Origin of the sequence: Bacillus sp. FJAT-27231 (genome assembly GCF_001183975.1) — a bacterium.
Classification (GTDB): domain Bacteria; phylum Bacillota; class Bacilli; order Bacillales; family Domibacillaceae; genus Pseudobacillus; species Pseudobacillus wudalianchiensis.
On sequence record NZ_LFZU01000001.1, the window covers coordinates 2,628,191 to 2,640,783 of the forward strand.

At 42.7% G+C, this 12,593-nt stretch carries 14 protein-coding genes; 1 reads left to right on the forward strand and 13 read right to left on the reverse strand.

Annotated features, from left to right (window positions below; all coding sequences use genetic code 11):
• Positions 1 to 18: 18 nt before the first annotated feature.
• The 8 genes from resB to AC623_RS12600 all read right to left on the reverse strand — a co-directional run bounded on the left by resB (position 19) and on the right by AC623_RS12600 (position 6,968).
• Positions 19 to 1,632 carry a cytochrome c biogenesis protein ResB gene (gene resB / locus AC623_RS12565; protein WP_049662967.1) on the reverse strand — a complete coding sequence of 538 codons (1,614 nt, stop codon included), beginning with the start codon at positions 1,630 to 1,632 and terminating at the stop codon, positions 19 to 21.
• 16 nt (positions 1,633 to 1,648) lie between these two features.
• On the reverse strand, positions 1,649 to 2,182 hold the full coding sequence (gene resA / locus AC623_RS12570; protein ID WP_049662970.1) for a thiol-disulfide oxidoreductase ResA: 534 nt from the start codon (positions 2,180 to 2,182) through the stop codon (positions 1,649 to 1,651).
• A 170-nt stretch (positions 2,183 to 2,352) separates the two neighbouring features.
• A complete protein-coding gene (locus AC623_RS12575; protein ID WP_049662971.1) occupies positions 2,353 to 3,084 on the reverse strand; it encodes a pseudouridine synthase in 732 nt (243 codons plus the stop codon).
• A gap of 185 nt (positions 3,085 to 3,269) precedes the next feature.
• Positions 3,270 to 3,797, reverse strand: a complete 528-nt coding sequence (locus AC623_RS21780; protein WP_095407425.1) for a spore maturation protein — start codon at positions 3,795 to 3,797, stop codon at positions 3,270 to 3,272.
• Positions 3,798 to 4,391, reverse strand: a complete 594-nt coding sequence (locus AC623_RS21785) for a nucleoside recognition domain-containing protein (RefSeq protein ID WP_049662973.1) — start codon at positions 4,389 to 4,391, stop codon at positions 3,798 to 3,800.
• Positions 4,392 to 4,406: 15 nt separating this feature from the next.
• Positions 4,407 to 5,519 (reverse strand): D-alanyl-D-alanine carboxypeptidase family protein, encoded by a 1,113-nt coding sequence (locus AC623_RS12590; RefSeq protein ID WP_049662977.1) that lies wholly within the window; start codon positions 5,517 to 5,519, stop codon positions 4,407 to 4,409.
• Positions 5,520 to 5,614: 95 nt separating this feature from the next.
• On the reverse strand, positions 5,615 to 6,205 hold the full coding sequence (scpB, locus tag AC623_RS12595; RefSeq protein WP_049662980.1) for an SMC-Scp complex subunit ScpB: 591 nt from the start codon (positions 6,203 to 6,205) through the stop codon (positions 5,615 to 5,617).
• Entirely contained in the window at positions 6,192 to 6,968 is a 777-nt protein-coding gene (locus AC623_RS12600; protein WP_442853535.1) for a segregation/condensation protein A, read from the reverse strand. The genes scpB and AC623_RS12600 overlap by 14 nt, the downstream gene beginning before the upstream one ends.
• A gap of 123 nt (positions 6,969 to 7,091) precedes the next feature.
• Between AC623_RS12600 and AC623_RS12605 the strand changes: the two genes are divergently transcribed.
• On the forward strand, positions 7,092 to 7,634 hold the full coding sequence (locus AC623_RS12605; protein WP_049662982.1) for a DUF309 domain-containing protein: 543 nt from the start codon (positions 7,092 to 7,094) through the stop codon (positions 7,632 to 7,634).
• Between the two features lie 254 nt (positions 7,635 to 7,888).
• On the opposite strand, the gene AC623_RS12610 is transcribed toward AC623_RS12605, so the two are convergent.
• The 5 genes from AC623_RS12610 to AC623_RS12630 all read right to left on the reverse strand — a co-directional run bounded on the left by AC623_RS12610 (position 7,889) and on the right by AC623_RS12630 (position 12,495).
• On the reverse strand, positions 7,889 to 8,245 hold the full coding sequence (locus AC623_RS12610) for a GNAT family N-acetyltransferase (protein WP_049662983.1): 357 nt from the start codon (positions 8,243 to 8,245) through the stop codon (positions 7,889 to 7,891).
• Positions 8,246 to 8,475: 230 nt separating this feature from the next.
• Entirely contained in the window at positions 8,476 to 9,795 is a 1,320-nt protein-coding gene (lysA, locus tag AC623_RS12615; protein WP_049662985.1) for a diaminopimelate decarboxylase, read from the reverse strand.
• Positions 9,796 to 9,957: 162 nt separating this feature from the next.
• Positions 9,958 to 11,430: a spore germination protein gene (locus AC623_RS12620; protein ID WP_049662987.1), complete on the reverse strand. Its 1,473-nt coding sequence runs from the start codon at positions 11,428 to 11,430 to the stop codon at positions 9,958 to 9,960.
• 23 nt (positions 11,431 to 11,453) lie between these two features.
• Positions 11,454 to 11,888: a stage V sporulation protein AB gene (locus tag AC623_RS12625; RefSeq protein ID WP_049662989.1), complete on the reverse strand. Its 435-nt coding sequence runs from the start codon at positions 11,886 to 11,888 to the stop codon at positions 11,454 to 11,456.
• Positions 11,872 to 12,495: a stage V sporulation protein AA gene (locus AC623_RS12630; RefSeq protein ID WP_049662991.1), complete on the reverse strand. Its 624-nt coding sequence runs from the start codon at positions 12,493 to 12,495 to the stop codon at positions 11,872 to 11,874. Before AC623_RS12630 ends, AC623_RS12625 begins: the two co-directional genes overlap by 17 nt.
• Positions 12,496 to 12,593: the final 98 nt, after the last annotated feature.

Below are 12,593 nucleotides of genomic sequence, written 5' to 3' on the forward strand. Positions count from 1 at the left end.
TTGCAGCATAGTCTCCCACTATCCTTGCTGGTCTTCTGGGATAGGAACGGCTGTGCCTTCAATCACGGAATTAATCTCCCGCTTTAACCCATGCCAATTTTTATTCGTATGGGCAGCAACATAGATTTCACCGTTTATTTCACGAATCCACAAACGACGATGGTTCCAATAGGCCCCTTGAACAACTCCAATCATAAAGATTGCTCCACCTATACCAAGTATCCATAAAGTTAAATCTTTGCGAACCGTCAAGGCAGAAATATTCCGCGTTTCAATTCCTCTAAACTCCATTTTATAATCCGTTTTCCCAACAGGTTCAAGCGTTTGACGGATCGCTGTAAAACTGATTTCTCCCTTTGGATGCTCGGGAGAGATCATTTTAAATAAGAAAGCTGGATTGTTCGGAAGCGGAGACTTTGTTTTCGGTTCCCCGTCTGATCCGATGCCATCATAATCAGGGTAGTAACCAATTATTTCGACCTTATACCCCTTGCCAAGATCGTATGTATCCTTTGGATTAAAGAGATCAATCTTTACTCTTCCCGCTTCTTTTTGCGTGGCTTTGTCGGCCAAAGCGAATTCCATTGCCTTCATTTCATCTTTACTGTAGCTATCCTGATAAAGAGCAAACTTATCAAACTTTAGCGGCTCGTTCACCCTGATCTCCGCGTCTTTTACTTTCACAAGTTTTGGCTTTGCTCCTGGAAGGTCCCGGTTTTCATCCCGATAAAGAACAGCATCGGTTTGATAATTCTTCACGACGCCTCCTGTTCGTTTAAGGGCTTCCTTGAAAACTTCGGGGTCTTTCTTTTCGTCGTAATTTTCAATTGTGAATTTTTCGTTTTTTAAGTAATATTCTCCCTGTGTCCCTGGGATCTCAAGCGTTTCTCCTTCACGGATCCATAACATCGCATCCGTATACATCCCTTCTGTAGAGCGGAGCATGGCGCCAATTAGAAAGATAATTAATCCAATATGATTAATATAAGGGCCCCAGCGGGAAAAACGTCCTTTTTCAGCAAGAAGACCTCCCTCTTCTTCCCGGATATGATAACGTTTGCTTTTCAATTTTTCTTTTACTTTATCAAGCTCCCCAGATTGAAGTGTTCCTTCTTTTGAAGTGAACAAACGCTGCTTTTTCATGAACGAGCTATGCCGGGCAACACGCTGATTTTTCAACGCCCGATATAATGGAATGACACGGTCTAGACTACAAATCACGAGTGACACGCCGATTGCCGCAATTAAACCAATAAACCAAATAGAATTATATAAATCATAAAAACCGAGCGTGTAATAGATTTTACCAGCTACACCGTAAGTGTCTTCATAATAAGTTTCCGGAGAGACATTGTTCGGAATAAATAGCTTTTGCGGAAAAATTGTCCCAATAGAAGAGGCAATTAACGTTAGCACAATCAGCCAAATACCAACTTTAACAGAAGAGAAAAAGTTCCACACTTTATCAATAATCGTTTTGTTGTACGTTTGCGATCGCCGTGCACTGCCTTCATAACGCATATCATGAAGCTTTTCTCTTTGGGCTTCTTCTGTCAGTGCCCTGCCGCAAGACTCACATAAAATCGTTCCATGTGGATTTACGTGGCCACATTCACATTTTACTTTCCCCATACTAAAACTCCTTAAGTTAAGGTTTCACTTTTTCAAACAAAGCGCGAACCTGTTCTTCTTTCACTAATCCCCCGATAACAATTTGTTCAACTTTCCCGTCTGGGCTGATCATAAAAGTAGCCGGCAGCGGGTTAATCCCGTAGGCATCCTGCACTTCCTTCGTCGAGTCAATGGCGATCGGGAAAGTCAGACCGTACTGCTTAGCGAATTTCTTCGTCTGTAATTCCGAATCGCCGACATTCACAGCGAGGACCTCAACCCCTTGTTCCTTGAACTCTTTAGACAGTTTTTCCATATGAGGCATTTCTTTTTTACACGGCTCACACCAGCTGCCCCAAAAATTCAAGAAAACGCCCTTTCCTTTATAGTCGGATAACTGTCGTTCTTTACCCGATAAATCCGTTAGCACAAAGTCAGGCGCTTGATCACCTTCCTTTAAATTGCCGCGTGCTTCTTTCGTCAAATTCGAATAAAACGTATAGCCAACCGCGATCGCAAGTATTGCTAAAATAATAGAGCGAATGACTAACCTTTTTTTCTTCTTGTTCAAGACTGGCCCTCCTTATGAAGTATAGACATCTGTTTTTCTACTTATCCTTCAACGAATGGGAAGATTAACTGTAGTTATTCGACAAAAAATATTCAAAACTACCCCCATTATACCATTTTGTCTTTTTTCTGCTGAAAAGGGATTTGAAGGATATGTGACAGTTTCATCACTTATCGCAAAGAGCCTGTCTCAGCCAACGTGCGCAGCTGTTTCACTTCATGAGTGGTAAGTTCCCGAAATTCCCCAGCATTCAATCCATTTAAATTTAAAAAAGCATAGCGCTCTCTTTTTAACTTTTGCACTTCAAAGCCAATCGCTTCAAACATACGCCTTACTTGGCGGTTCCTGCCTTCATGAATCGTGATCTCGATCAATGCCCGCTGTTTCTTTCGATCAACCGACAACTCCTTCACTCTAGCAGGGGCCGTCTTGCCGTCTTCTAGCTGGATCCCTTCTGCTAACCTTTTGAGCAGATGGCGTTGAGGAATTCCATTCAAACGAGCAACATACGTTTTATCTATTTGATAGCGCGGGTGAGTAAGCAAATTAGAGAATTCTCCATCATTCGTTAAGATTAACAAGCCCGATGTATCATAATCTAAGCGGCCTACCGGAAAAATCCGCTGCTCAACGAATGGGAAAAAGTCTGTTACCACTTTACGCTGCTTATCATCCGATACAGCCGAAATCACGCCCCGAGGCTTGTAAAATAAATAATAAACTTTTCTTTCTCGTTCAACCGGGACTCCGCCTACTTCCACTCGATCAGAAACTCCCACTTTTGTACCAAGCTCTGTTACAACTTTTCCATTTACCTTTACTTTTCCTTCTATGATCAACTCTTCCGCTTTTCGTCTGGAAGCGATGCCAGCTTGGGCAATTACCTTTTGTAATCGTTCCATTCTTTTCACCTCATGTTTTCAGTATGTATCCTTATGCATTATTACACATCCATTCAAATAAGAAAAGGAAGAGCCTTCTTCTAAAATCATGATATTGTACCTGTTTCCCTTTTCTATTTGTTCCCGCTCAAAAAAGCGGCTCCCGCGAATGCAGGAACCGCTTATCAGGGTTAGAATACTATAACTTAAAACATCCAAGACACAATCACAAGGGCTGCAATAAATCCTGCTACATCAGCCCATAGACCAACCTTTAACGCATCCCCCATTTTCTTAATTCCCACCGCTCCAAAATAAACCGTTAATACGTAAAAGGTCGTGTCTGTACTCCCCTGCATGACCGAAGCGAGCCGCCCAATAAAAGAATCCGGTCCATGGACAGCAATTAAATCACTCACCATTCCAAGGGCTGCATTTCCGGAAATAGGCCGGATGATCGCGAGCGGAAATACTTCCGGCGGCAGCCCAATCCATAATAGGACTGGTCTCACCCATTCTACTAAACTATCTAATGCTCCTGAAGCCCGAAATATCCCAATCGCTACCATCATCCCAATTAAATAAGGAATAATGGAAACAGCGATATGAATGCCTTCTTTCCCTCCCTCTACAAAACTCTCATACGTCGGTACTTTTTTAAACGTTCCGTACAGCAGGATGAAAGCAATCATGGCTGGAATAAGCCACATGGACATGAGAGAAAGCCATGCCACTTACTTCCCCTCCTTTTTTCTTCTTCGTATATAAAAGAAACGGTCAATAGCAATTGCTGCCATTGTCGAACAGGCAGTCGCAAAAATAGTAGGAGCAATGATTTCAGCGGGAGAAGCGGAATGATAAGAAAAACGAATAGCGAGCACAGTCGTCGGGATCAAGGTAATGCTCGATGTATTAATGGCGAGGAAAGTGATCATAGAACGACTCGCTTCTGCCTTCCCGCCGTTAAGCCGCTTCAGCTCCTCCATCGCTTTAATGCCGAGCGGAGTGGCGGCATTTCCGAGCCCGAAAAAATTAGCTGTCATATTGGAAAGGATATATCCCATTGCCGGATGTCCGGAGGGGACTTCAGGAAAAAGCCTTTTGGCAAATGGTTCAACTAGCCGAGCCAGCTGCCTAAGCAACCCCGCCTCCTCGGCTATTCTCATCAATCCGAGCCAAAATACGAGCACGCTAACAAGACCAATACAAATGGTCACTGCTTCACCGGCTGATTTAAAAACAGCTTCATTCACTTCCTCCATTCTCCCATTTACAGCTGCAAAAACAAGACCAATAATTGTCAGCCCTACCCATATAAAGTTAACCATATTCTATTCCGCCATTCATGACCAAGGTAACCATTCCTTCCACTTTTCCCAAATTGATGGTTCCTGCTTTTTTTGTTCATTTTTATAATATACTGGCAAGGAATACAGCTTCTCTTTTTTCAAATACACTTCTGCTTGTCCTACAACAGGCGGCACTTCCCCATTTTGCCACTGTTTTTTTGGTTTCAACATATGAAACCGGATCGCAACCTGCTTTTCTTCTTTTTTCGTTAAAGGATAGACGACATCTCTCTTCAAATAAATATTCCCTTTGTAAAAAGGGTGGTTTCCTGCTTTTACTTCTCCTTTTTGGAGAATAATTTTCGGATCATACTTCAAAAAGCCTTGTTCATAAAGGTAAATATGATCATTCCAATCATCCGGAGCATTTAACGTTACAGCAATTAAATCCAAATCCCCTTTTGTGGCAGTTGTGACAAGTGTCCGCTTTGCTTTTTTCGTATATCCGGTTTTGCCGCCCGTACAATACTTATACTTTTCTGTTAACAGACGATTTTTGTTATACCAAATTCGATCCCATTCCCCGTCCGGATCAGGAGACCTGTATACTTCCGTTCCTGAAATCTTACGGTACTCGGCATTTTTCATGGCATACCTTGTCAACAGAGCCATATCATAAGCGGTGGAACGATGCTTTTCGCTGTCATCTAACCCATGCGGATTAGCAAAGTACGTATGCTTCATGCCAATTTCTTTTGCTTTTTCATTCATTAGGTAGACAAATCCTTCTAAGCTTCCGCCGACATGCTCGGCAATGGCGACTGCCGCATCATTTCCCGAACGCAGCATTAGTCCGTATACTAAATCTTCAAGCGGAATTTTCTCTCCTTTTTTTAAGTAAACTGACGATCCTTCGGTGTGTACAGCCCGCTCACTTACTTTTACTTTTTCATCAAGCTTGTCCGATTCGATCGCTATGATGGCTGTCATAATTTTTGTAATACTGGCAATGCGCATGACAGCATGAGGGTTTTTCGCGTAAAGAACTCGTCCACTTTGCTGTTCCATTAATACAGCACTCGCTGCACTCGGCTCGGCTGCTGCAGGTGTTCCGGTTGCCAGAAACAGCAGGAAAGCCAGGATGGCAATTGGCAGCTTTTTTTTCATCCATTCTTCTCTCCCTTGCTCATTTGTACAAATATATGCCAAACGAGCTCATTTAGAATGAATAGAAAAATAAAAAAAGCGGCATATGCCGCTTTTTAGGATTCATTTGAAAATACTTGCTCAAATTGTTCAAAAAACAAATCAGCTTCTTCTGGTTCAGCTGAAGTTAATTCTTCGGAAAGCGGCGGCAATTCCGCCAAATCCCTTAAACCAAAACAATCGAGAAATTCCTTCGTTGTACCGTACAGAATGGGCCGCCCTGGTCCCTCGCTGCGCCCTGTTTCCTGAATTAGCCCTTTAACGACAAGTGTATGAAGAGCACTTTCTGTTTTCACTCCACGAATGTCTTCAATCTCTGCCCTCGTAATCGGCTGTTTATATGCGACAATGGCTAGAGTTTCAAGGGCAGCTTGGGAGAGAGTCTGTGGCTGACTGCTCTCGACCAATTTTTTTAAATAAGGAGCATGCTCCCTTTTCGTTGCGAGTTGATAAGTTCCGGCCAATTCCATTAAACCGATGCCTCGTTCTTCTTCCTTTTCATATTTCTCTTTTAATTCTTCTATAATACCCGCCGCTTCGAATTCCTCTATTTCAAGCACTTGGGCAAGCTGCTTTAAAGTCAGCCCTCCATCACCTGCAGCAAATAGCAGGCTCTCTGTTATGCCTAACCAATTAATAATCGCCATCGTCTGCTCCTCCTTTCGCTTGGATGAACAACTCTGAAAAGTTCTCCCGCTGCTCTACTATAATCTCATTTTGTTTCATTAATTCTAGAACAGCTAGAAAACTAACAACTACTACTTCTTTGTCTCCTTCAGTAAACAATTCTTCAAATTTAAACGGCTTCCGGCTTTGTTTTAGCACGGATAGAATTTCATCCATCCTTCTTTCAATCGGAATCTCCTGCCTTGCTACCGTCGCTGTATAAGGGCGCTTTAATTTTTGGCGTCGGAGAAGCTTATGGAAGGCTCCGAGCATATCATACACTGTTACATTTAAATCAGACACGGTCGTTTCTTCGCTGCTAAAAGCCGTTAGATCACTGGGAGGTTTCGTAAAAATTTGTCCGCGCTCCTGCTCTCTATCTTGAAGCTTCTTGGCCGCCTCTTTAAATTTCCTGTATTCCACCAACTGTTCAACCAATTCTTCACGCGGGTCTTCCTCCCACAGTTCCTCCGCTTCCTCTTCCTCATAAACAGGAAGAAGCGTCTTGCTTTTGATAGCGAGAAGCGTTGCAGCCATCACTAAATATTCACTCGCTACATCTAGTTCAAGTTCCTTCATCGCGTGGATAAATAAAAGATACTGTTCCGTAATTTTCGCCATCGGGATATCATATATATCTATTTCCAGCCGCTGAATTAAATGCAGGAGCAAATCAAGCGGCCCCTCAAACACTTCTGTTTTTACATTATATTGCATTTTCATCACCAGTTTTTCTTGATCCATTAATCGATCCCTTTTTTAGTATAGAGGAATCCCCGTTCGTGTCCAGCCATTTTTTCAATTTGATTGAAATGTGAAGGACGTGGTAAAGTAGAAAGAGTATGTATCTCATGTAGGAGGACTTTCATGTATTCTTTTCCGTTGCCGTATTTGAGTTTTTTGGTTTACTTTCATGAAAATCATGATTATTTCGAATGCCATGAAGTATTAGAAGAATATTGGAAAGAAAAAACAGACCAATCACGGGACTCTGTCTGGGTCGGATTGATCCAAGCAGCCGTTTCTCTATATCATCATCGCCGAGGAAATCTTCCGGGAGCCCAAAAATTAGCGGGTAAAGCACTGAAAATCTTTAAGAAGCGCAAAGACGAGTTAATCGCTCTCGGCATTGACAGTGAGACGCTTATTAACCAGTTTACTCATCGACTTCAAGAAATAAAAGCGGGAACATCATTTACTGACATGACGATTCCTTTTGCCGATCAAAAAGTGGTTCAACAATACCGCCACTTCCTAGAAAGCGGTGCCCTTTCTCTCGAAAACGATCCCAATTATTTATATAACAAACACTTAGCAAGAGATCGATCACAGGTGCTCGCCGCCCGTGAACAGTCTTTAAGGGAGCGTCGTAAATTGCTGCCGACCATGGACCCGCCTGCTAATCCTTAAGCTTCTGCCAATGGGCAGACATCTATTGAAGCAGTCAATCATTTTCTGCGCTCAACCCTGAAAAAGAAGACCCGGGCTTATTATGCCGGGTCTTTCTACTTTATATATCATCAGGCTGATTGCAAGCGTTTGTCTTTCGAGGCGCGAAACCTGACGAGGAGCGGAGTTGACTATCAGGGTCATGAGCACCGCAGGCAGGCGAGCAACGAAGAAAGCGAGCGTTTGTCAACAGCCTGAAAGAAGACCCGGATTCATTATGCCGGGTCTTCTTCTTGTTCACACTTATAAAAGAATGCAGATGTAGTCGAATTAGGTATAATTTGTTTATCCGAATACATGTCTTTTAATGCTTTTATCATTTTCTTGCCGATCCCTTCCTGTCTATAGGAAGGATTCACACTAATATGCTGAATCTCTACTTCATCCGCTGTGACTCTGGCTCCGATTGCGCCAACAATATCTTCTTCTTTCCATAAATACAACTGCCAATCGTCTGCTGTTTCATAAGACTTCATTGTTTCCTGAAGCTTTTTAATATCTCTTTCTTCAGGCATGAATGACAGCAAACCCATGGCGATTTTTTCAAAAGGTTTTTTATAACGAATCAGCATCCCAAGTCCCTCTTCAGTTTAATTCTCAATCTAAATTGCTACTATTCCTTGTTTTATTCACTACTTATTATGTTACTAAATAAATGGAGCTTTTTCAACTTATCTTCCATTTATTACATAATAAAAAAGGTATAATAGAATCCCCAGCCAACGGCGAATACTAGCAATATGATAAAGAGCAGTATATTCTTTTTATCCACATCATTTCACCTCTAGTCGACGGTGGTTAGCTATTGTTTTACTGTCACATTCAACGGCAAATCAAGCTTTACCAAGTCGTCATAGCTTTCCCGTCTAATCACTAATTCTGCCTGGCTATTTTCGACGAATACTACTGGCGGTCTAGGAATACGATTATAATTATTCGCCATTGAATAACCATAGGCTCCTGTGCAAAAGACAGCAAGAAGATCATTGTGAGATGCTTTAGGAAGCGGTAAATCCCAAATAAGCATGTCACCAGATTCACAGCACTTGCCGGCAATGGAAACCGTTTCTTCAACTGGATCGTTAGCGCGGTTAGCAAGTATAGCTTCATATTTTGCATTGTAAAGAGCAGGACGAATATTATCATTCATGCCGCCATCTATAGCTAAATACTTTCTTACTTCCGGAACGGACTTTTCAGAACCGATACTGTAAAGCGTAATGCCCGCATCACCGACAAGCGAGCGGCCCGGTTCAATCCAAATTTCCGGCATAGCAAGCTTGTGCTCCTCTGTCTTCTTTTGAACTTCCTTAATGATCTCTTCTACATATTTAGCAGGCTCAAGGGGCTCGTCCTCTTCTGTATATCGGATACCAAATCCCCCGCCAAGATTTAAAACTTTTGATTCAAACTGGAAGCGGTTTTTCCATTCAGAGAGCTTTTGGATAATTTTATCGGCAGCAAGTTTGAAACCCGTCGTTTCAAAAATTTGAGAACCGATATGGCAATGAAGACCTAATACTTCTACCCCTGTCATATCCATTGCTCTTTCCAATGCCTCTTCTGCTTGTCCATTGTTCAAATCAAATCCGAACTTAGAATCTTCCTGTCCGGTTAAAATGTAATCGTGCGTATGAGCTTCTATTCCCGGCGTAACGCGCAGCAAAATATTTACTTTCTCACTTTTTTCCTTGCAGATCGATTCCAAAAGTTCCAATTCATAAAAATTATCAACAACGATGCAGCCGATGCGATGCTCAAGCGCCATCACTAGTTCTTCCCGGCTTTTGTTGTTGCCATGAAAATGAATGCGTTCAGCTGGAAAGCCCGCTTTCATCGCTGTGTAGAGCTCCCCTCCGGAAACCACGTCTAGAGACAAGCCTTCTTGATTAGCTAGCTGCATCATACCGATAGCTGCAAAAGCTTTACTTGCATAAGCAACCTGGGCTGTCACACCAAGCTGCTCAAACGTGTTCTTAAACCCCCGGGCTCTCTGTCGAATCAATGCTACATCGTAAATATAGAGAGGCGTACCATAGTGTTCAGCTAAGCTGACAACATCTATTCCCCCAACTTCTAAATGACCTTCTTTGTTTATACAAGCCGTTCCATAATTATGCATGCCCTCACCTCGGTTCTTGAAGTTTTGTTTGCCGGTCGTGTTGTTTTGTCGCGATGATATCTTAGAAGAAATAGACAGCTGCTCTTTAGCAGGCTGTCTATCAGCAAACAAAAATTTAGATTAAAAGTAATATACCATACATTGCTTTTCTCCTCAACAACGTTATTTTTCGGACGGTTGTCTGTAAAGGTCTTCCGGATGTACGATGCTTGGGCGGAGCTTTGAACCGGGAATAGCCCGCCGAATGAATACTTGGGAAAATGCTTTTGGATCAAACGGCAGCAAAGGCCATAAATAAGGTGTATTCAAAGCGCGCATTTTAGCTAAATAAATAATAATCACTGTACAGCCGATCATAAAGCCAGGCAACTTAAAGATCGCGACAATGGCAAGCAAAAACATACGAAATAGTTTATTGGCGATACTGACTTCGTAGCTTGGCGTTGCAAAAGTACCAATGCCCGCTATTGCTGCATACAAAATAACTTCAGGCACGAATAAACCGACATCAATCGCAATTTGGCCAATGAGTACAGCAGCAATTAACCCCATAGCTGTTGACAGTGGAGTTGGCGTATGAATAGCTGCAATTCTCAAAAATTCTATTCCAATGTCGGCAATGAATAACTGCAGAACGAGTGGTATGTTCGTTTTCTTATTCGGTCCAATGAATTCGATAGCATGGGGCAGCAATCCGGGTTCAATGGAAACTAGCAGCCAGAAAGGCAGCAAAAACAACGAAAGCAAGACACCGATAAATCGAATCCAGCGGACGAAAGTGCCTACAGCCGGCGACTGACGGTATTCTTCCGCATGCTGCATGTGATGGAAGAAAGTAGCTGGCAGAATGATGACGCTTGGGGAAGTGTCTACAAATAACAGCACATGTCCTTCCAGTAAATGAACTGCTCCAATATCCGCTCTTTCCGTATAGCGGACAATGGGATATGGATTGTACCCTTGTTTCACAATAAATTCCTCAATCGTTTTATCGGCCATTGGAATCCCATCAATATCAATCGCATCTAATTCCTTCTTGATAATTTTGACAAGATCAGGGTCGGCGACTCCTTCGATGTAAGCGATCGCGATATCAGTCTTAGATCGCTTTCCCACTTTCGTCATTTCAAAGCGGACACGGCCATCTCTAATCCTTCTCCTTGTCAATGCCGTATTCACAACAATATTCTCTACATATCCATCCCGCGAACCGCGTACGACTTTTTCCGTATCCGGCTCCTCAGGCTGACGGCCAGGATAACTGCGGACGTCAACAACTAACGCTTTTTCACTGCCTTCAATGACAACAGCCATTAACCCGGATAGCACTTCGACGACGACGTCATCTACTTTCTCGACTTGCTCAACAGACTCGTGGACCAGGTGATTCTCAATGGTTTCTGCAGCGTGCAGGCTTCTTCTTTCTTTTCCATCCAGTCTTGTTAGTGCCGTTAGAATTTTAATAATAGAATCTGAATCGGCTAAGCCGTTTATATAATAGATATGCACCTGTTTCCCGAGTATTGTAAACTTCCGCACTCCGGCGTCGTAGCTTGCTCCGAGGCCAATCTTCTCTTTCATGATTCGATCCATTTTCTCTGGATCTTTTGGGACTTTTAACTTCTGATCTATCATATAGAATCCTCCCTGCTGTCTGATCAAACCCTTTGTTGATAAACAAAATAAAGCCAATGAAACAGTGAACCAGCTATTTTTCCAAGAGCAATGGCCATCATGAGGGCGATAATATGTTCATGCATCCCAATCCTCTTTGCTAAAATAGGGAAAACATTCAGCACCTCTGTTAAAGCTGCCGCTAACAGACCAATAAAAATACCGCTCAATAACCCGACAGGAATCAACAGAAGCGATGTCAAGCCAAGCGTAACAGGTACAAAGCTGACGAGCGTCCCCGCCATGACTCCCCCAATCACCGCCCATTCATAACTCCTAATTTTCTTCCACGTTTTGGTCATTTGCATAAGACGGGGAATGATGCCTAAAACCGTAATAAAAGCAACATAACCTGCCCCTACTGCCAATCCCCCCGCAAAGCCGGCCAGTGCAAGGATAAGGTTATGAAGAAGAGTCATCATCATTCCTGCTTTCCTTTCGTTCATGCAATATCACGTATTGATCAAGATCCTGCTGATAATTGAACATTTCTACTTCAAGCGGGCTTGGCTCTTCATTAAATCTCTTTTTGAATAAATGATTGAAAAACAACACCATACCTGTCCCGAGACCAATGGAGTAGGGAATTTGGAATATCAGCGGGTACTCTGTCTTTTCTCCTGTCACAATCTCGTATAACTTGATCTGCACATCTCTCATGCTGACATCTTCATGAAAATTCATAATCGTAAGGGCTGCCCCAATAAAAAGCAGGCACCAGACAAATAGAAAAATGGGCATAGACAGTTTTTTTGACTGCGCCGCTGTATCAATGATCGTTTGAGACGGTCCAATAAATTGAATGTCTACTCCTGGCCAATGCTGACTCAGCTTTTCTACAACTGTCATCGCATCAACAATAATAATTTGTCCTTCTTCCTGTTTAATTTCGTGAATCACCATCGATAACAGATCGGGCAGCAAGTTTTCCGGCGCGCTCACTTCTGCAATCTCGTTCAACTGCACTGGCACGTCTGCTTGGTGCCGAACACGGTGGCGAAGCCGAATGTAAATCGGAGCTTCCATTACTCTCCCACCCTGTTAAATAAATTGTTAACAATTAGTATGGGCGGAAGAGAGAGAATCATGCACAGCTTTCAGACGAAATAAAAGCCGGGGGCGCA